This is a genomic window from Flavobacterium sp. J49, from assembly GCF_011742145.1.
In the GTDB taxonomy this organism is placed as follows: Bacteria; Bacteroidota; Bacteroidia; order Flavobacteriales; family Flavobacteriaceae; genus Flavobacterium.
This window is the reverse complement of sequence record NZ_JAAQQU010000104.1, coordinates 191,114-210,482: the sequence shown is the minus strand read 5'-3', so window position 1 is coordinate 210,482 and position 19,369 is coordinate 191,114. Positions and strand designations below refer to the sequence as shown.

General features: G+C 37.6%; 17 protein-coding genes. 4 read left to right on the top strand and 13 right to left on the bottom strand.

Features of this window, described 5'->3' with window-relative positions; genetic code table 11:
- Positions 1–57: 57 nt before the first annotated feature.
- Positions 58–525 (top strand): CYTH domain-containing protein, encoded by a 468-nt coding sequence (locus tag HA632_RS07435; protein WP_176306562.1) that lies wholly within the window; start codon positions 58–60, stop codon positions 523–525.
- Here HA632_RS07435 and HA632_RS07430 read toward each other — a convergent pair whose 3' ends face one another.
- The 11 genes from HA632_RS07430 to uvrC all read right to left on the bottom strand — a co-directional run bounded on the left by HA632_RS07430 (position 526) and on the right by uvrC (position 14,991).
- On the bottom strand, positions 526–1,071 hold the full coding sequence (locus HA632_RS07430) for a septal ring lytic transglycosylase RlpA family protein (RefSeq protein WP_176306561.1): 546 nt from the start codon (positions 1,069–1,071) through the stop codon (positions 526–528). It lies immediately after the preceding gene.
- Between the two features lie 77 nt (positions 1,072–1,148).
- Positions 1,149–1,595 (bottom strand): hypothetical protein, encoded by a 447-nt coding sequence (locus HA632_RS07425; RefSeq protein ID WP_176306560.1) that lies wholly within the window; start codon positions 1,593–1,595, stop codon positions 1,149–1,151.
- Positions 1,596–1,677: 82 nt separating this feature from the next.
- Positions 1,678–3,321 carry a glucose-6-phosphate isomerase gene (gene pgi, locus HA632_RS07420; protein WP_176306559.1) on the bottom strand — a complete coding sequence of 548 codons (1,644 nt, stop codon included), beginning with the start codon at positions 3,319–3,321 and terminating at the stop codon, positions 1,678–1,680.
- 94 nt (positions 3,322–3,415) lie between these two features.
- Positions 3,416–4,654, bottom strand: coding sequence for a peptidoglycan DD-metalloendopeptidase family protein (locus HA632_RS07415; RefSeq protein ID WP_176306558.1), 1,239 nt, complete (start codon positions 4,652–4,654; stop codon positions 3,416–3,418).
- Between the two features lie 9 nt (positions 4,655–4,663).
- The gene (locus tag HA632_RS07410; RefSeq protein ID WP_176306557.1) at positions 4,664–5,599 is read right to left on the bottom strand and encodes a tryptophan 2,3-dioxygenase family protein; all 936 of its coding nucleotides are present in this window, start codon (positions 5,597–5,599) and stop codon (positions 4,664–4,666) included.
- Positions 5,599–6,375 (bottom strand): DUF3108 domain-containing protein, encoded by a 777-nt coding sequence (locus tag HA632_RS07405; RefSeq protein WP_176306556.1) that lies wholly within the window; start codon positions 6,373–6,375, stop codon positions 5,599–5,601. Before HA632_RS07405 ends, HA632_RS07410 begins: the two co-directional genes overlap by 1 nt.
- Positions 6,376–6,663: 288 nt before the next feature.
- Positions 6,664–7,824 carry a 4-hydroxyphenylpyruvate dioxygenase gene (gene hppD / locus HA632_RS07400; RefSeq protein ID WP_176306555.1) on the bottom strand — a complete coding sequence of 387 codons (1,161 nt, stop codon included), beginning with the start codon at positions 7,822–7,824 and terminating at the stop codon, positions 6,664–6,666.
- 53 nt (positions 7,825–7,877) lie between these two features.
- A complete protein-coding gene (locus HA632_RS07395; RefSeq protein ID WP_176306554.1) occupies positions 7,878–9,035 on the bottom strand; it encodes a homogentisate 1,2-dioxygenase in 1,158 nt (385 codons plus the stop codon).
- 362 nt (positions 9,036–9,397) lie between these two features.
- Positions 9,398–10,879: an amino acid permease gene (locus tag HA632_RS07390; RefSeq protein ID WP_176306553.1), complete on the bottom strand. Its 1,482-nt coding sequence runs from the start codon at positions 10,877–10,879 to the stop codon at positions 9,398–9,400.
- Positions 10,880–10,968: 89 nt separating this feature from the next.
- Positions 10,969–13,182: a patatin-like phospholipase family protein gene (locus HA632_RS07385; RefSeq protein ID WP_176306552.1), complete on the bottom strand. Its 2,214-nt coding sequence runs from the start codon at positions 13,180–13,182 to the stop codon at positions 10,969–10,971.
- A gap of 9 nt (positions 13,183–13,191) precedes the next feature.
- Complete coding sequence (uvrC, locus tag HA632_RS07380) at positions 13,192–14,991, bottom strand: excinuclease ABC subunit UvrC (RefSeq protein WP_176306551.1); 1,800 nt, start codon at positions 14,989–14,991, stop codon at positions 13,192–13,194.
- Positions 14,992–15,096: 105 nt separating this feature from the next.
- Between uvrC and HA632_RS07375 the strand changes: the two genes are divergently transcribed.
- Complete coding sequence (locus HA632_RS07375; protein WP_176306550.1) at positions 15,097–16,335, top strand: pyridoxal-dependent decarboxylase; 1,239 nt, start codon at positions 15,097–15,099, stop codon at positions 16,333–16,335.
- A complete protein-coding gene (locus HA632_RS07370; RefSeq protein ID WP_176306549.1) occupies positions 16,328–16,894 on the top strand; it encodes a 5-formyltetrahydrofolate cyclo-ligase in 567 nt (188 codons plus the stop codon). Before HA632_RS07375 ends, HA632_RS07370 begins: the two co-directional genes overlap by 8 nt.
- On the opposite strand, the gene HA632_RS07365 is transcribed toward HA632_RS07370, so the two are convergent.
- A complete protein-coding gene (locus tag HA632_RS07365) occupies positions 16,869–17,492 on the bottom strand; it encodes a lipoprotein signal peptidase (RefSeq protein WP_176306548.1) in 624 nt (207 codons plus the stop codon). The two genes, HA632_RS07370 and HA632_RS07365, sit on opposite strands and share 26 nt — an antisense overlap.
- A gap of 188 nt (positions 17,493–17,680) precedes the next feature.
- Between HA632_RS07365 and HA632_RS07360 the strand changes: the two genes are divergently transcribed.
- The gene (locus tag HA632_RS07360) at positions 17,681–18,925 is read left to right on the top strand and encodes an LVIVD repeat-containing protein (protein ID WP_176306547.1); all 1,245 of its coding nucleotides are present in this window, start codon (positions 17,681–17,683) and stop codon (positions 18,923–18,925) included.
- A 57-nt stretch (positions 18,926–18,982) separates the two neighbouring features.
- Here HA632_RS07360 and HA632_RS07355 read toward each other — a convergent pair whose 3' ends face one another.
- The gene (locus HA632_RS07355; protein WP_121312043.1) at positions 18,983–19,363 is read right to left on the bottom strand and encodes a TraR/DksA C4-type zinc finger protein; all 381 of its coding nucleotides are present in this window, start codon (positions 19,361–19,363) and stop codon (positions 18,983–18,985) included.
- Positions 19,364–19,369: the final 6 nt, after the last annotated feature.

Below are 19,369 nucleotides of genomic sequence, written 5' to 3'. Positions count from 1 at the left end.
AAATACAATTTCAAAGTCATATATTTATTAACTTGCTCCTAAATATCAAAAGAAAAAATGGTTGAAATAGAGCGTAAGTTTTTAGTCCTTTCGAATGATTTTATCAGCGAAGCTTTTAGTCAGAAAAGAATCGTGCAAGCCTATTTGAGTTCCAATCCCGACAGAACCGTTCGCATCAGAATCAAAGGCGACAAAGGGTTTATTACGATCAAAGGGAAAAGCAACGCCAACGGAACGACGCGTTTGGAATGGGAAAGGGAAATAAGCGTGATAGACGCAGAAACACTTTTATCAATTTGCGAAAGCGGTACGATTGACAAAATTCGCTACGAAATCAAAGTAGGAAAGCACGTTTATGAAGTTGACGTATTTCACGGAGCAAATAAAGGTTTGATTATGGCCGAAATCGAGTTGGAATCAGAACATGAAACTTTCGAAAAGCCACATTGGCTGGGTCAAGAAGTGACCAATGACGAGCGTTATTACAATGCTTATTTGAGTAAAAAACCTTTTGCGAGCTGGTAATTATTTTCTCTCTTCTACCACCTCTATTTTTACAATTACTGAACCAGAGTTTTTATTGGAAGCGATGTCCATAAAGGCTCTTCGGCTTAAGTCAATTTCTCGCACTTTCGAAAAAGGACCGCGATCGGTAATTTCTACCACAACTGATTTTCCATTGGCTTCATTGGTTACTTTCACGATAGTTCCAAAAGGAAGTTTTTTGTGCGCTGCGGTGTATTTGTTATTGTCAAATCGTTTTCCGCTGGCCGTTCTTCTACCGTTGAATTTATTGTGGTAATAGGAAGCGTGAGCGTTTTTTTTGTAAATTTTAAGCTTTGAATTGGGATCGATTTGCAGTGTGTCGGTTTCTTGAAAATCGACAGCGGATCTGCTTTTTAAAGTATCGGCAACTACTTTGATTTTGTCTTTGTCGTCTTTAACGGTAGTTCCTTTTTCTTTGGGCTTTTCTTGTGGTTTTTCTTTCTGTTGCGGATTTTTAACCGAAACATTGAAGGCAAAGACAGAAGTGATTATAGAGAAAAGGAGAATGGCTATTTTGGTATTCATAAGGAACTTTTTAGTTAGTAAAAGGGTTTTGCAAAAACCGTACCTTGATAAAAAAAGTCCTTTTCAGGACTTAAATTTTATTTGTTTAACCAAGTTGACCAAGGAATCATAGCTAACAACAGAATCAGTCCGATGATATAAAAAATCCCAATAGATTTGAATTTCCCTGTGTTAGTTTCTTTCTTTTTATGTTTTGACCAACCAATGGTAATCAGAACAATTGCAACTATATTTGTGAAAGGATGTTCAATAACGATTTGTCGTAAACCATCATTTTTCATAATTGCTCCCATTCCTAATTCGCCAATTTTCACAAAGCCTTTATCAGAAACAAAATAAAGAATCAATCCGACTACTAATTGTATATGAGTTGCAATCAAACCAAACAAGGCAATTTTTCGATCTTTGCCGGTAAACTCTCTTTTGGAGGACATCCCCATAAACGAATTAACAACGGCGAAAACTAATAATAAAAGGGCTAAATAGGCCCAACCTGAGTGGAATTTTTGAATGAAGTGGTACATAGTTTTGTTTTTAGAATAACAAATATAGAGAAAAGAGATAAAAAAACGGCACTATTTAGCGAGGTTTTAGGTTCTGTTTAGACTATTTGTTTTTTAAAAAATGCTTAAGTAAAAATTGGGTTGAACTGTCATGGCTTTTCACCTCGCCGGAATGGATTTCTTCCAAAATAGAATTGGCCAGTTGTTTTCCGAGTTCAACACCCCATTGGTCATAACTGAAAATATTCCAAATCACCCCTTGTACAAAGATTTTGTGTTCGTATAAAGCCACTAATGAACCCAATGATTTTGGGGTTAATTTTTCAATCAAAAGGGTATTCGTTGGCTTGTTACCGGTAAACACTTTGAACGGTAAAAGATAATCAGCTTTTGCTCCGGTTATGTTTTGTTTTTCAAATTCAGCTTTGACTTGAACTTCGGTTTTACCATTGAGTAAAGCTTCGGTTTGGGCAAAAAAGTTTGACATCAATTTATCGTGATGGTCTTGATTGCCGTACAGAGGTTTAACAAAACCAATAAAATCCGTCGGAATCAACTTGGTTCCTTGGTGAATCAATTGGAAAAAAGCGTGTTGAGAATTTGTTCCCGGTTCGCCCCAAATAATCGTTCCGGTTTGGTAATTAACCGGTTTTCCGTCGCGACCTACACTTTTTCCGTTGCTTTCCATAATGCCTTGTTGCAAGTAAGGCGCTAACTTTTGTAAATACTGTGTGTACGGAATCAAAGCTTCGCTTTCGGCACCGAAAAAGTTATTGTACCAAATGCTTAATAAAGCTAAAACTACAGGGATATTTTTGTCGAAAGATTCAGTTTTAAAATGGGTGTCCATTTCGTTTGCACCTTTCAGTAAATCGTCAAAATTGTCGAAGCCAACCGCTAAACTGATGGATAAACCCACTGCACTCCAAAGCGAAAATCGACCGCCAACCCAATCCCACATTGGGAAAATATTGTTGGGATTGATGCCAAATTCGGTCACTTTTTGAATATTGGTAGAAACCGCTACGAAATGTTTGGCCACATCTTCCTGCTTGGCAGATTTCAAAAACCAAGCGCGAATTGTTTCAGCGTTGGAAAGGGTTTCTTGAGTGGTAAACGTTTTGGAAGCAATGACAAAAAGCGTCGTTTCGGGATTTAGTTTTTTAATGACTTCGTTCACGTGATCGCCATCCACATTGGATACAAAATGAACAGTTAAATGGTTTTTATAAAACTGTAAAGCTTCAACAACCATCGCCGGACCAAGGTCTGAACCGCCAATTCCAATGTTAACTACATCGGTAAAAGCTTTGCCTGTAAATCCTTTTCTTTGTCCCGAAATGACTTCGTTAGAGAATGCTTTTATTTTGTTTTTTACGGCATAAATCTCCGGCATTACATTGTCACCATCGACTAAAACAGTAGCGCTTTCAGGCGAACGCAAAGCGGTATGTAACACCGCTCTGTTTTCGGTTTGATTGATGGCATCTCCATTGAAATATTGGGAAATTGCTTCTTTCAAGTTGGCTTCTTGGGCCAAATCCTGCAGCAAAGTTAAAGTCTCATGATTGAGGATGTTTTTAGAATAATCGACTAAAAAATCATTCCATTGTATGCTGAATTTTTCTGCTCTTGTAGTGTCATTGACAAACATTTCCTTCATGGAAACGTTTTTCATTTGAGCGTAATGTTGGTTCAATTTTTCCCAAGCGTTAGTGCTGGTCGGATTTATTTGTGCTAATGCCATTCTTTTACATTTGAACGACAAATTTACAAATATAGATTGGTAAAAAAAGGCTGAATATTTTACGCCAACGTTGTAGTAACAAAAAAAATTGAAATTACTTTCTGAATTTGGCTTCGGCGGTGCTGTCTAATACTTTTTTGAGCGGAGTAATGACTTCTAAGAATTTCTGTTTGTATTTAGAATCCATAGGTGTTGAGGTAGGTAATTTTAAACGCAATGCGTCTACTTGCACCCCATTTTTCCAAAAGCGATAACACACGTGCGGTCCGGTAGCTAAACCGGTACTTCCTACTTTACCAATGACTTGTCCTTGGGTAACTCTTTGACCGCGACGCACCAAAATTTTGGACATGTGTAAGTATTGGGTAGAATAAGTTCGGTCGTGTTTTACTTTAACAAAATTTCCGTTTCCGGTGGTATAACCTGCTTGTTCTACTACGCCGGCTGCCGTTGACATGATTGGCGTTCCGGTTGGTGCTGCATAATCGGTTCCGTTGTGGGCTTTCCATCTTTTTTGTACCGGATGGAATCGGCTACGTGAATATCGGGAAGTGATATTGACAAATTTTAACGGTGCTTTCAGGAAGAAATTCTTCAGTGTTTTTCCTTCTTCGTCGTAGTATTCTTGTTTTTTAGAATTTTCATTAGGCGAGAAAGGGAAGGCGTAGATTTTTTTGCCTTTGTATTCAAAAAAGGAAGCTTTCAAGCTGTCGACACCATCATAGACGGTATCGTTGATGTAACGTTCAGTAAAGGTCAACCCAAATTTATCGCCTTTTTGCAGTTTGAAAAAGTCGATAGACCAAGCGTATATTTTGGCAATTTTGGAAGCCAATGCCGGATCAACATTTTCTTGGGCTAAAGTTTCAGACAAAGAACCATTCAAAGCACCTGCGATAGTTCTTGTTTTGAAGGTTAACGGTCTGGTTTTTTTATGGGCCGTAATCGAATCTCTAAAATCGATGATATAATAATTCATTCTATCAGGTTGATAGATAAAATACTGAATTTTGTTGGTTTTGTTTTTGCTGCGAAGAATGGTGTATGGCTTCCCGATTCGGATGCTGCGCACGTCAAAAGTGTCTTTTACTTTGGCTACAATGTCATACACTTCGTTGCCGTTGAGGTTTTGTTTTTCGATTAAACTTCCGAAAGTATCTCCAGATTTCACGGTGTCATTGACCACGTTGAAGTCGTGTAGGTTAAATCCAAAATCAATCAATTTGGGTTTGGGTTTTTCTACAATAAATTCTTCTTCTTTTGTTTTCTCACAAGAGATTACAAAAGAAGTGACGAGTAAGGCCAGGAAAATTATTCGAAAGAGTTTTGACATCATGCTTGCTTATAATCCTTCTCCCCAATTTTTTAATTCCTCTTCGCTCCACAATTCAGGGAAAAAGATACGGCGTTGGTATTTGGGATGCATGTATTTTTTCCAATCGCTTCCGCCGGTGGCTTCACCTGATCCATGACCGCTTTCTATGTATTTTTTGGCGGCATTTAAATGACCCATTACCCAAGTAATGTTTACGGTGTAATCGTAGTGGCGCATGGCTTTAACCAATTCGGTGTCCTGCTGGTCTTCAATAGGAAGTTGTTTGAATTTTTGCCAAATGTTGATGGTGTTGTATTCTTCCATGTAGCGAAGAAACTCTTCACGGTATTTTCTTTCGAATTCTAAAATCAGGTACGACTTTTCACCGGTATGGTAATCTTTTCCGGCGGCTTGCCAATACAAGTGTTCGAAAGCATGCGAATAAGGCGTATTTCTGTCGATGGTTGCTCGGAACCGGTAATCAATTAAGTTGATTAAATCGGTTGAAGAGAATTCAATCATTCGGTATTGAGCGCTCTGAAATCCGCTTGCCGGAGTCAATGTATTTCTGAATTTCATGTATTGTTCTACTTCCATTCCGTCGCCCATGATATCGAAAGAAGTGGTGAGCATGTCGAAATAACGGCTGATTCTTCTGAGTTTTTCTGTGAAAAAAGCGGTTTTAGGTTGTTCAGTGTGACACAATTGGTCGATTTCCCAAAGAATCATTTTAAACAACAACTCGTTGACTTGATGGTACATGATAAAAACCATTTCGTCGGGTAAAACGGTTCTTTGGGTTTGAAGGTTTAATAACGCATCGGTTTGAATATAATCCCAATACGTAATTGGTTTGGCCCAAAGTAATCCTTCAAGATGGGTTTCCGTTTTTTGGTTTATGGCTTCAAACTTTTGTTCTAATGCTTCTAAGATTGGGTTGTAGTTTGTTGTTTTGTTGTTCATTATTTTTTTAATTTAACCATAAAAGGACTTTTCAATCCTTTGAAGCCGTCTAAATCTGCCTTAATAGAACCAACGGCTAAACTGGCTTTAATTCGCAAAGGTATTTTATTTTCGTCATCTGATATCCAAACGGTCAGACTTTCTTCTTCTTTGAACACACGTCCCGATTGAACCAATGGTCTAAAAACCATGGTAGACGCGGTTCCGAATTTAGTTTTTAATTCTTCTCTACCGGTGAATTTTAACTTGAATTTAAAAACTTCATCATCAAAAAACATATCAACTACAATAGATTCACCAACTTTTAATTTGTCAATATTGGGGTGATTTCTCAGATAATAAAAGGTAGATAAAATGTCTTGAACGTTCTCTGTTACAGCAAATGTTTTTTCGGTATTGTTTTTATAATTTTTCACCAAAACTTTATTGTTGGCTTGGTTGAAAAAGCCCTCTTGGTTTTTGGTATAACCACCTTCATCTATCTTTCTAACGAATTGATAAGGCTTGTTGGTGATTTTATCAAAGTAACTTTCGTAGGTGTCATCTACTTTGAAGAAGAAGCGTGACATTCCGACAGTATATCCTTTGCCGATGACGTGATAGACTTTTTTGTGTTCTTTTACGGCTTCTTTAACCTCTAAAGTCGCATATCCTGCATTGATAAATCCGTAGTGTATTCTGAACTTGAACCATTCTCCTACATCATAGGCTTCCGGCTTTTGGGTATCAAAACTAACAGTAATAAAAAACAAAAGTAAAACGATAACTTTTTTCATTGAATAGTGATTTTTAAAACTGTAAGTGCAATATCTGTTCCAAAAGTATTAAAACAAAAAAACCCAATCAAATTAATGACTGAGTTTTTATGCTATTAACCAACCAAAAAACTATAAATTATGAAAATTTATCCAAAAGTTGAGGGAACCACCCCTCTTTTTTGATGCTGCAAAGATAATTCAACCTGTTGCATTATTACAAGCAAAAAACCAACTTTAACAATAAATTAATAAAACATAGACTTTTTTAAGGCTATTTTTTAAATTATGTTTAACAAATTTTAATTTTTACAGTGTTCCTCGTAACATTTGTTCCCTTTCAATAGACTCAAATAGAGCTTTGAAATTTCCGGCACCAAAACCTCTGGCGCCCATTCTTTGAATAATCTCGAAAAACAAAGTTGGTCGGTCTTCAACCGGCCGGGTGAAAATTTGTAATAAATAACCCTCGTCATCCGCATCAATCATGATCCCTAATTTTTGAAGTTCATTAATGTCTTCTTTGAATTTGCTCATATGATCTTTCAATCTTTCAGGAATCGCATCATAATACGCTTGAGGAGGAGTGGTTAAGAATTCAATTCCTCTGGCGCGCATATCAGCAACTGTGGTGATGATGTCGTCGGTCGCTACGGCAATGTGCTGCACACCTGATCCTTCATAGAAATCCAAATATTCTTCAATTTGTGAACGTTTTTTTCCTTCGGCCGGTTCATTGATTGGGAATTTGATTCTACCATTACCGTTACTCATTACTTTTGACATCAAAGCAGAATATTCAGTGGTAATTTGTTTGTCGTCAAACGAAAGGAAGTTTACAAATCCCATTACGTCTTCGTACCATTTTACCCAAGTGTTCATTTCGTTCCAACCTACATTACCTACCATGTGGTCTACATATTTTAAACCAACCGGTTTCGGATTGTAATCGGATTTCCATTCTTTATAGCCCGGTAAGAAGGAACCGTGGTAATTTTTACGTTCTACAAACATGTGAACGGTTTCGCCGTAAGTATAAATTCCGGCGCGAACTACTTCTCCGTGCTCGTCTTTTTCTACGGTTGGTTCCATGTAAACTTTTGCTCCGCGCTTGGTAGTTTCTTCAAAAGCAGAACGAGCATCTTCCACCCATAAAGCAATTATTTTCACACCATCGCCATGTTTTTTTACGTGTTCACCAATAGGAGAATCGCTGTTTAAAGCTGTGGTTAATACTAAACGGATTTTGTCCTGTTTCAAAACATAAGACGCTCGGTCTCTCATTCCGGTTTCTAGACCGGCATAGGCGTGGGACTGAAAACCAAAAGCAGTTTTGTAAAAATGGGCAGCTTGTTTGGCGTTACCCACATAAAATTCTACATAATCGGTTCCTAAAAGCGGCAAAAAATCTTGTGCGCCCTCAAATATTTTTTCAAGTCCGTATTCCACGGATTTTATTTCTTTTGACATAATATAATCTATTTAAAAGGGAATGTCATTCCCCGAAAGTTGTGTTTAATTTTTTACTCTAACCAAGATTGATAGTACTTATCATCGGCAATTTTCATGGCTTCTTCGGTGACCATTAAAGGTTTGAACGTGTCTACCATTACCGCTAATTCTTGCGTGTCTTTTTTGCCGATACTTCTTTCTGCAGCGCCGGGGTGCGGACCATGCGGAATTCCGGCCGGGTGTAATGAAATGTGTCCGGCTTCAATGTCGTTTCGGCTCATAAAATCACCATCTACATAGTACAATACTTCATCAGAATCGATGTTGCTGTGGTTATATGGCGCCGGAATAGCATCCGGATGGTAGTCGTACAAACGAGGCACAAAAGAGCAAACCACAAACGCATCGGTTTCAAAAGTTTGATGTACCGGTGGTGGTTGGTGAATTCTTCCGGTAATTGGTTCGAAATCGTGAATAGAAAAAGCATACGGGTAATTGTAACCGTCGTAACCAATGACATCAAAAGGATGTGTGGCATAGACCATGTCAAAGATTTCGTCTTTCTTTTTGACTTTAATCACAAACTCGCCTTTTTCGTTGTGGGTTTCCAATTCATATGGTCTACGGATATCGCGTTCGCAAAAAGGCGAATGTTCTAATAATTGTCCGAACCAGTTTCGGTAGCGTTTTGGCGTATAAATTGGTCGGTGTGATTCTACAATAAACAGACGATTGTCTTCGGTGTCAAAATCGATTTTGTAAATTATTCCACGCGGAATGATTAAATAATCTCCGTATTTGAAATCGATATTGCCCAACATGGTTCTCAATTTCCCAGAACCTTTGTGGATGAAAATCATTTCATCGGAATCGGTATTTTTATAGAAATACTCGGTGGTCGAATTTTTGGGTGCGGCCAACACTATGTGGCAATCCGAGTTGGTTAAGACAATTTTTCGGCTTTCCAAAAAATCGTTTTCCGGATTTACCTGAAATCCACGAAGGCGATACGATTGAATATTATTGGCTTTGGAAATTTTGGGAGCAACACTATATTGACTTCTGATTTCCTTAACCTGCGTTGGTCGGTGCTCGTGATAGGAGTTGGTTGACATGCCATCAAAACCTACAGTGCCGAACAGTTGTTCGTAGTACAAGTCGCCGTTAGGTTTGCGAAAAATGGTATGTCTTTTAGGGGGAATATTTCCCAGTTTATGATATAATGGCATAATCTTTTAATTTTAAAATTTATTAGGGTAAAAAATAAATTAGGGCTGAAATTTTCAGCTAAAAGAAAGAATGCTCATTCAGGATTTCTCTTGATGAGGAATTTTAAATGTGCTAATAAATCTTGCCAAGCCGAAGTCATATTTCAGAAATTATTTGTCTTTAAGGTTCTTACCTACAACGATTCCCATGCCAAAAGCGGCGATAATGGCCAATAGTATTATCATAAAATGATTTTTTGCTATACAAATATCGTAATAATATAAATTCTAAAAATGATAATTGTCAAATTTTTAAAAAACAAAAAAGGATTAAAGAGTTTTAGTTGACTCTTTAATCCTTTTATTAAAATTATACTATTGAATTATTCTTGATTATTTGGGTTGTTTAGTTTGCTTCTTTTTTTACTGTAACCAAAGTAAACTATAAAACCTAAAGCCAACCAACCTATCAGTCTTAACCAGTTGGTCCAACCTAAGCCATAAATCATAGCCAAACAAACAATGATTCCTAATATTGGCACCAATGGTACAAAAGGCGTTTTGAATTCACGTTTCATATCCGGCTCGGTTTTTCTCAGCACAATCACAGAAATGCACACCAAAATAAAGGCAAATAAGGTACCAATACTGGTCATATCACCAACAATATCACCGGGAACAAAAGCGGCAAAAAGGCCCACAATCACTAAGATGGCTAAGTTGGCTTTGTATGGTGTTTTGTATTTTGGATGTACTTCACTAAATGCTTTTGGCAACAAACCATCTTTACCCATAGAGTAGAAAACTCTGGATTGACCTAATAACATTACTAAAATAACAGAAGAGAATCCGGCTAAAATCGCTACAGTAACAAATTGAGCTAACCATTCGTAGCCCAACATATATTTTTGAATTGCAAAAGAAACTGAAGCTTCTTTTCCACCGGTTCTGAAATCTTCAACAGTAGCCACACCGGTTAAAACGTGTGCGAACAATATGTATAAAACAGTACAAATAGCCAATGAACCTAAAATCCCAATAGGCATATCGCGTTTTGGATTTTTGGTTTCTTGGGCCGCTGTACTCACGGCATCAAATCCTATGAAAGCAAAGAAAACTGTTCCGGCCGCACCGAGAATACCCAGTATACCACCATAACTATGACCAATCCCATGTTCGTCAGTAAATACACTTGGTTCCGGAATGTAAGGTGTATGATTGGCATCATTGATAAAACTCCAACCAAAAACAATGATCATTACTACGATAGCTACTTTTACTACAACAATAATTCCGTTTACAAATGCGGATTCTTGTGTTCCTTTGATTAAAAGTAAACTGATAACACCAACAATAAATAATGCCGGTAAATTGATAATTCCGTTAACTCCATCAACTGAAGTTTGGAAAGGAGAGTGGCAAAGTTCATACGGAATTGGGCTCACATGGAGCACATTGACCAGCAGGTTGTTGAGGTATTCACTCCAAGCAATACCTACAGTAGCTGCTCCAACAGCATATTCCAAAATCAAATCCCATCCGATAATCCAAGCCAGGAATTCACCCATCGTTGCGTAAGTATAAGTGTATGCACTTCCGGCAATGGGAATAGAAGAGGACAATTCAGCATAACACAATCCGGCTAAAGCACAACCAATAGCAGCCACAATAAAGCCTATCGTTACAGATGGTCCTGCATTTTGAGCCGCAGCAGTGGCAGTTCTAACGAATAGACCGGCCCCAATAATTGCTCCAATTCCCAAGGCAACCAAAGACCAAGCGGTTAGTGTTCTTTTTAATCCTTTTTCAGATTCTGACGCTTCTGCTAATAGTAGCGCCATGGGTTTTCTTTTCCAAATTGACATAAATAGTTAGTTTAGTTAATAGCTTTCAAATATAGTTTTTTATGTTTCATGTACTGCAAAAATATATTTTTTGCGATTGAATTAAAATTTTAGAACCAAAATCCGACACTGATAAAAGTATAGCCTCGGGTGAGTTCGGGTGACCAAGTGTATTTAACTTCCACCGGACCGATAACCGATTCCAAAGCATAGCCAATGGCATAACCGTTGTAAGTTGGTTTCGAAAGCCAATTGCCGGTTCGGAACAAATCATCTTCTACATTGGCAAAGTTAGCGGCAAAATTGACATGATTTTTTTTGAAAAATTCGTAATCAAAAGTAATACAAGACTTGATGTAACTATCCGCAGACAAACTCAAAAAGTCATAGCCATAAAAATGTTTGAAGTTATTGATTGTGTTGTAGCCATAACCGCCAAGCACAAAATCAAAAAAGTGAACGCTGTCATTGCCAAAAGCAAATCCTAAATCAGACTGTATCTTGACAGTTGCTTTTTTGTAAAATGTTTTTACTACACCAATTTCTCCTTTGGCTATTGAATATCTGTTAAATTCTTGAGTGTAATCAGAAGAGTATATAAAAGATTGTATATCTCCTGAGAAAAACCATCCTTTCTTCGGGAATAATTTGTTGTCAAAAGAATCATATTTCATATAACCAAAAACGCTGGTATAATTGCTTTTTTCAAAAGTTGGATTTATATCTCCCAAATTTTCGGATCTGATTTTCAGATGTTTGAATTCCAGACCGGCGCCAATGAGAAACTTTTGTATGAAAACCGTTTGCATATAAGCTTGGTTGGTAAAATCAGAAAAGTCAATGTTGAGCGTACTCAATCCCAATTGTCCCAAAACAATTCCGTCTCGAAAATCGGTTTCAACATTTCGATTGAATTGGTTGAAACGAGATTTGAGTCCGAAACTCCAGTAAAAACCGTTGTCGATATAGTAATCCAAATTATATCTGATATTATCGCCAAGACCTACGTCGAGTGAAACGACATCGTTTTTAAAAAGTGATTTTTTTTGGGTGATGTTGGTCAAAAGCGCGCTTTTGTATAGGCCATCATAGTGTAAACCAAATTTCAAAAAGGTTTTTGTGGCGTTTTCCGTAAGGCTCAGTTTTAACTCATCGGCGCCTTGATAGGGCTCGATAGTATAACTTATTCTGCTGAAGTTTTGAGTAGCATTGATGTTGTTGATGCCGGTCTTTAAATCCTCATAACTGATTTTTTTGCCGTTTTTAAAACGCAGTTTACCCAATACATAGGCTCGAGTGTAATTATCAAGTCTGTTAAGACTAATGCTTTTAATAAACAAAGAGTCTGCACTTCCTGAGAACTTGTTCATTACATAGAGACTGTCGGGATTGGCCAGCCTTTTTATTTTTTCCAATTCGAGTAAAGCAGCAATTTCACCCTTTTTGATGATTTCTCTGCCTTGGTCAAAAGAAATTACCCCATAATTTGAAATATCGGGTTTGATGTAAATGTCGGTGATTTTCTTTTTGTCATTCATGCTTTTAATCATGTCCAAATTGGTGATTTGTACCAAAATCCGAGTGGCATCTTTCAACGCGTCTCGATTTTTTAAATCATCCTGAACATCAACACCAATGATGATATCGGCACCCATTTTACGCACTTCTTCTGCCGGATAGTTATTGACTACTCCGCCGTCAATTAAAACCCTGCCGTCAATTTCAACGGGAGAGAACAAAGAGGGAAAGGCCGAACTGGCTAACAAAGCTTGCGCCAAATAACCGTCTTTCAAGACGATGGGTTCTCCGGTTTCAATATCAGTGGCCACACACAAAAACGGAATCGGGAGTTGGTTAAATTTTCTAACGTGTCTAACCTTATGCGTCAGTTTTGACAACAAATTATAGTTATACATTCCCTTAGAAAGGGCAATGGGAATCCCAATTTTAAATTTGTGAAAAGGCAATGAAATCGCATACATTTCGTCGTTTCGCTTCTCATAAAAATTCTTAGAAGAACGCGGAATGTAGTCTTGGAGTAATTCGTCAAAGTTGGTGTTGTAAAAAATAGAATCGATTTGAGCAGCGCTGTAACCTGAGGCATACAAACCGCCAACCACCGCACCCATACTGGTTCCGCCGATGTAGTCGATTTTAACTCCGGATTCTTCCAATACTTTTAAAACACCAATATGGGCAAATCCTTTGGCACCGCCGCCGCTAAGCACCAAACCGATCTTGGGTCTTTTGGTTTTAGTAGAATCTTGTGCCACAACTACTTGAAGAAATAAGAGTCCAACAAGAAGCAGTATAGTTTTTTTCATAAATTGAGACTAGGATTTGCTGATGTTGTAAAATTCGGAAATTTTTTTGGCTTTTGACGCACCAACAACCTCAGAAATTTCTTTTTCTGTAGCCAATTGTAATCTTTTAACACTTTTAAAATGTTTTATCAGTGCCAACATGGTTTTTTCTCCTATTCCGGGAATGGTTTCTATCGAAGTTTGCAAAGCCGATTTACTTCGTTTGTCGCGATGATGGGTAATTCCGAAACGGTGAGCTTCGTTGCGCAAATGCTGTATGATTTTTAAAGTTTCCGATTTTTTATCCAAATACAAAGGCACCGAATCACCGGGATAAAACAATTCTTCTAATCTTTTGGCAATGCCAATGATAGCGATTTTACCTCGCAATCCTAAATCGTCAATACTTTTTAATGCTGAAGATAATTGGCCTTTTCCGCCGTCAATAATGATGAGTTGCGGTAATGGTTGGTTTTCATCAAGCAGACGTTTATATCTTCGGTAAACAACTTCTTCCATTGAGGCAAAATCATTCGGGCCTTCGACAGTTTTGATGTTGAAATGGCGGTAGTCTTTTTTGCTCGGTTTTCCATCTTTAAAAACCACACAAGCCGAAACCGGATTGGTTCCTTGAATATTAGAGTTGTCAAAGCATTCAATGTGTCGCGGTTCGGTTGGAAGCCGTAAATCTTTTTGCATTTGTGCCATAATTCGGTTCGTATGCCTTTCGGGATCAACAATTTGGATTTGTTTCAATTGTTCCAAACGCTGGTATTTGGCATTGCGTTGCGATAGTTCTAAGATTTGTTTTTTGTCGCCAAGTTGTGGTACGGTGACTTTTATTTTGTCGCCAAAATCGAGTTCGAAAGGCAAAATAATTTCTTTGGTCGTCAGGTGAAAGCGTTCTCTCAACTCAACAACGGCCAATTCTAGAAGTTCTTCATCGGTTTCGTCGAGCTTCTTTTTGATCTCCATCGTATGCGAGCGAATAATAGCGCCATGAGAAATCTGAAGGAAATTCACATAAGCCATCGTTTCATCAGAAACAATCGAAAACACATCCACATTCGAAATTTTCGGATTTAAAATGGTGGAACGCGATTGGTAATTTTCTAAAACCTCGATTTTTTCTTTGATTTTTTGCGCGGCTTCGAATTTCATTTCCACAGCCAATTCTTGCATCAGTTTTTTAAAATCGCGCAAACTGTCTTTGAAGTTGCCTTTGAGAATTTCACGAATGGCATCGACTTGCTTTTGGTAATGTTCCAAAGTTTCATAGCCTTCACATGGTCCTTTGCAGTTGCCGATATGGTACTCCAAACAGACTTTGTATTTTCTGGATTTAATATTGGCATCATTTAAATCATGGTTGCAAGTGCGCAATGGATACAATTCCTTAATCAAGTCTAATATTGTATTGACTGTTTTGAAATTGGTGTACGGGCCAAAATATTCCGAACCGTCTTTGACCATTCTTCGCGTTGGAAATATTCTTGAAAAGGGTTCTTTTTTGATGCAAATCCAAGGGTAGGTTTTGTCGTCTTTGAGCAAGACATTATAGCGTGGCTGGAGTTTTTTGATGAGATTGTTTTCCAACAAAAGCGCATCGGCTTCAGAGATAACTACAATGTGCTTTATTTCGACTATCTTCTTGACTAATACATTCGTTTTAGCATTGTCATGGAGTTTATTGAAATATGAAGTAACCCTTTTTTTTAGGTTTTTGGCTTTGCCCACATATAAAATTTTCCCTTCTTTATCATAATATTGATAAACACCCGGACTGTCGGGCAAGGTTTGGAGTTGGAGTTCAATAGATGGGATTTCCATAAAAACAAAGTTAACGGAATTCTACTTAAATACAAGAGCGGTAAAGCCTAACATTTATCATGTTTTTTCCTGAGAGTAAGCCTTAGTTTTGACAAAAATTTAGGTATGAAATTCTGGAAAAAACTCACCAACGACGAAAGAAAGATACGCATTGAAAAGGCATTGCATGATAATGTCAATTTTTCAAAAGACACTTCCTTGGGTTATCCTGCGTCAAAATTAGACAGCAGGGTATTTAACGATGACGCGCCATTTTTGAAAGACGCACCAATTTTGCAAACGTATGTGGCCAATCCGAATAACATTGGTTGCCACACTTTTGGGACTTCGGAAAAAGCTTTTAACGGAACACATGAGATAGAGCGCGAAGTATTGAATGTGATAGCGGTTGATATTTTTAAGGCAGAGCCCAATGGTTTTGATGGGTATATTTCGCCCGGAGGCACCGAAGCCAATATCCAAGCCATTTGGATGTTCCGCAATTATTTTATGAATCATTTTGAGGCCAAAGGGCAAGAGATTGCTATAGTAGCTTCAGAAGACACGCATTATTCAATTCCGAAAGCTTCCAACTTACTGCAGTTAGATTGGCTGAAAATTCCGGTAGATTTTGACACGCGCGCTATTGATAAAATGCAATTGGAACGAATTATTCTTGAAGCTCAAAAACAAGGCAAGAAATATTTTATAGCCATTTCAAATATGGGCACAACGATGTTTGGTTCCGTTGATAACCCGGAAGATTACATTCAAGTTTTTGAGAAATATCATTTGCAATACAGATTGCACATTGACGGTGCTTACGGTGGTTTTGTCTATCCGTTCAGTAACCAACAATCGGAGATTAATTTCAGCAATCCGAAGATTAGTTCTATCACTATTGATGCTCATAAAATGTTGCAGGCACCTTATGGAACCGGCGTTTTTATTTGTCGAAAAGGCTATATCGAAAACGTCCTAACCAAAGAAGCCGAATATGTGGAAGGCATGGATTTAACCCTTTGCGGCAGTCGAAGCGGTGCCAATGCAGTGGCGGTTTGGATGATATTGTTTACTTACGGACCTAACGGTTGGTTTGAAAAAGTTAGCGTGCTTCAAATGCGGACACAGTTTTTGTGTAACCAATTGGACATGATGAACATTCAATATTTCCGCGAGCCGTTTATGAATATCGTAACGATTAAAGCCGAATACATTCCACAAGCGGTAGCCGAGAAATATGATTTGGTACCGCAACAGCATGACAAAAACAATAAATGGTACAAAATTGTGCTCATGGATCACGTAGAAGTAGAACATTTGACTACTTTTATAGAAGAATTGATGGCCACCAATTATGCTTAAAAAGGACTTACGCAAAAAATACAAAGAATTAAGACAACAACTTTCTGAAGAACAAACGGAAGATAAAAGTTTGGCCATCGCCAATCGTTTGTTGTCATTAGATATTTGGGACAAAACTTATTTTCATTTGTTTCTCACCATTGAAGAGCAAAAGGAAGTCGACACCGAGTTTATACTGCAAATCTTAGCCGGAAAAGACAAAGAAATCGTGGTGGCCAAAAGCAATTTTGAAACCCTCGAAATGACTCATTATTTGCTTACCGATAATACCAAGTTTCAAAAAAATGAGTACAACATTTATGAACCCGTTGACGGAATAGAAGTGCCTACCACAAAAATTGATGCGGTTTTTGTCCCGCTTTTGGCTTATGATACCAAGGGCAATCGAGTAGGTTACGGCAAAGGATTTTACGACAAATTTTTGTCTGAATGCAGAGAAGACGTGGTCAAAATTGGTTTGTCATTCTTTGAACCTGAAGAGGCTATAGACGATGTTTCTGCTGTCGATATTCGTTTGGATTATTGTGTAACGCCTATGACTCTTTATAACTTTCAATAGCCGTTTTTTTGGCGAAAGCCTTTTTGTTAAAGACAATTAAAATCCCAACTCCAGTTGATATCGCCACATCGGCTACGTTAAAAATGGCATTGAAGAATTTAAATGGCTGTCCGCCCCAAATAGGCAACCAATCCGGGAAATGACCTTCGACAATAGGGAAATAGAGCATGTCTACTACTTCGCCGTGAAACCATTTTTGATAAGGTTTGTCGGTAAACATTTCGGCTAATTGATGGTGACTGTCGCTAAAAAGTTGTCCGTAAAAAACAGAATCGATAATGTTTCCTACTGCGCCGGCAAAAATTAGTGAAATCGCCACCATTAAATACCTCGAAGAATGTTTGGTGCTTGAGTCATACAACCAATAGCCAATTCCGGTAATAGCCAATAATCGGAAAATGGTTAGGAACAGTTTGCCATGAGTTCCCGGAATTTTTGTCCCCCATGCCATTCCGTCATTTTCTATGAAATAAATTTTAAACCAATCAAAAACCGGAACTTCTTCACCAAGAATGAAATTGGTTTTGATATATATCTTGCTGAATTGGTCAATCAATAAAATAACAGCGATGATTAAAATGGAATTGCGTAATGACATTCTTAGGGTTTTAATGGCGCAAAAATAGCAATATTATTATACAAAAAACATAATATTTTTATAGTTATAAATCTCATCCTATACAATTTACCGTTGTTAACAAAAGAATTAGTAATTTTGCTAATACAAGCAACCCAAACTGTTTTTTTACATCTTAAGCAACAAACAATAACCAATAAACTATTGATATGAAAAATATTTATTTACTTACCCTATTGGCAATATCGCTTTTATCCTTTTCTTGTGATAATGACGACGCTGAAGTTCAAGCAAAATTTGCCGTTCCGGTTATAAAATCATTGGCAGAAATCAGAGATGATGTCGCTGTCACCACAGCCAGACAAACCCAATCTGACGGAAAGATTTATGTGGCGGAAAACTATCTTTTTTACATTGCCCAAGAGTCGGGTGTGCATGTTTTTAACAATTCAAATCCCGCGACACCTTTGAATATTGCTTTTATCAGTTTGGCCGGTGTTCACGATATTTCGGTAAAGGGCAACTACCTTTATGCCGATAACTTTGTAGACTTATTGGTTTTTGATATTTCCGATATTCAGAATATCACTTTGGTCAGAACCATCGAAAATGTAGTGGCTTTTTTCCCGACCTATCCGGAAGACGCAGAGTTTTATGATTACACAGTCAACCCGACAGGCGATGAAATCATCACCGGTTTTGCTATTGAAATGAAAGACCGACCGCAAGGTCAAGCGTTGATTATGGCCGGAGATGCTTTGGCCTCTTTTGAAAGTTCTAATGCTTCTCAGGTAGGAATCGGTGGTTCTTATGCTCGTTTTCAAATCAACAATGATGCACTTTATACCATAGACGCTTATAAGTTGAATGTTTTTAATATTTCGGATCCGGTTAACGCCTTTTTTGACAAAGAAGTTTACATGACCCAATGGTTTGGAGGTGGCGAATTTGAAACCTTATTTATTCAGAAAGACATTTTGTTTGTAGGCTCTACTACCGGAATGTACACCGTTGATGCGGAGGATGAATTTAATCCTTATTTTGTTTCCGGATTTTCACATGCTACGGCTTGTGACCCTGTGGTGGTTTTTGGAAACACAGCCTATATAACGGTTCGCGGCGGATCAACTTGTGGTGCGATTGAGGACCAAATTAATGTGATTGATGTTGAGAATATTGCCAATCCAACTCTGATTTCAACTTATTTAATCAATGAACCTTATGGTTTAGGGATTAAAAATAGTGTATTGTATGTAGGTTGTGGTGCTAATGGGTTAAAGATTTTTGATGCATCCAATAGTGCTAACCTGACTTTAGAAAATACTTATGCCGGAAATGTAAAAGATATAATTCCGCTGGACAGTCATTTGATTGTGGTAGGTGATAATCATATTAAGCAATACAGTTACGGGCCGAATTTCACTTTGACACTCATAAGCGAAATAGATTTATAATTAAAAAAGCCTCGAGAAATCGAGGCTTTTTTATACTTAGTAAAGTACAATCATATATTATCGTTGTAAATTTTTAGCTTCTATACTCATCGTAGCGTGAGGAACGATTTTCAATCTTTCTTTTGAAATTAGCTTTCCGGTCACTTTGCAAACACCGTAAGTTTTGTTTTCCACACGGAAAAGCGCGTTTTTTAAATCGCGGATAAACTTTTCTTGGCGTATAGCCAGTTGAGAGTTTGCTTCTTTAGACATGGTTTCGCTTCCTTCTTCAAAGGCTTTAAACGTAGGTGATGTATCATCAGTTCCGTTGTTTAAATCGTTCATATAGGCACTTTTTATCAAGTCTAAATCGGCTTTGGCTTTTTCAATTTTTGCTAAAATAATTTCTTTGAACTCTGCTAAATCAGCATCTGAGTATCTTAATTTTTCTTCTACCATAATCTT

What these genes read in the sequence shown, in the direction of transcription:
- HA632_RS07355 (WP_121312043.1), bottom strand. Translation starts at nt 19,363, where the DNA reads ATGGTAGAAGAAAAATTAAGATACTCAGATGCTGATTTAGCAGAGTTC.
- HA632_RS07360 (WP_176306547.1), top strand. Translation starts at nt 17,681, where the DNA reads ATGAAAAATATTTATTTACTTACCCTATTGGCAATATCGCTTTTATCC.
- pgi (WP_176306559.1), bottom strand. Translation starts at nt 3,321, where the DNA reads ATGGCATTAGCACAAATAAATCCGACCAGCACTAACGCTTGGGAAAAA.
- HA632_RS07370 (WP_176306549.1), top strand. Translation starts at nt 16,328, where the DNA reads ATGCTTAAAAAGGACTTACGCAAAAAATACAAAGAATTAAGACAACAA.
- HA632_RS07385 (WP_176306552.1), bottom strand. Translation starts at nt 13,182, where the DNA reads ATGAAAAAAACTATACTGCTTCTTGTTGGACTCTTATTTCTTCAAGTA.
- HA632_RS07430 (WP_176306561.1), bottom strand. Translation starts at nt 1,071, where the DNA reads ATGAATACCAAAATAGCCATTCTCCTTTTCTCTATAATCACTTCTGTC.
- HA632_RS07410 (WP_176306557.1), bottom strand. Translation starts at nt 5,599, where the DNA reads ATGAACAACAAAACAACAAACTACAACCCAATCTTAGAAGCATTAGAA.
- HA632_RS07405 (WP_176306556.1), bottom strand. Translation starts at nt 6,375, where the DNA reads ATGAAAAAAGTTATCGTTTTACTTTTGTTTTTTATTACTGTTAGTTTT.
- HA632_RS07395 (WP_176306554.1), bottom strand. Translation starts at nt 9,035, where the DNA reads ATGCCATTATATCATAAACTGGGAAATATTCCCCCTAAAAGACATACC.
- HA632_RS07390 (WP_176306553.1), bottom strand. Translation starts at nt 10,879, where the DNA reads ATGTCAATTTGGAAAAGAAAACCCATGGCGCTACTATTAGCAGAAGCG.
- HA632_RS07415 (WP_176306558.1), bottom strand. Translation starts at nt 4,654, where the DNA reads ATGTCAAAACTCTTTCGAATAATTTTCCTGGCCTTACTCGTCACTTCT.
- HA632_RS07435 (WP_176306562.1), top strand. Translation starts at nt 58, where the DNA reads ATGGTTGAAATAGAGCGTAAGTTTTTAGTCCTTTCGAATGATTTTATC.
- uvrC (WP_176306551.1), bottom strand. Translation starts at nt 14,991, where the DNA reads ATGGAAATCCCATCTATTGAACTCCAACTCCAAACCTTGCCCGACAGT.
- hppD (WP_176306555.1), bottom strand. Translation starts at nt 7,824, where the DNA reads ATGTCAAAAGAAATAAAATCCGTGGAATACGGACTTGAAAAAATATTT.
- HA632_RS07375 (WP_176306550.1), top strand. Translation starts at nt 15,097, where the DNA reads ATGAAATTCTGGAAAAAACTCACCAACGACGAAAGAAAGATACGCATT.
- HA632_RS07425 (WP_176306560.1), bottom strand. Translation starts at nt 1,595, where the DNA reads ATGTACCACTTCATTCAAAAATTCCACTCAGGTTGGGCCTATTTAGCC.
- HA632_RS07365 (WP_176306548.1), bottom strand. Translation starts at nt 17,492, where the DNA reads ATGTCATTACGCAATTCCATTTTAATCATCGCTGTTATTTTATTGATT.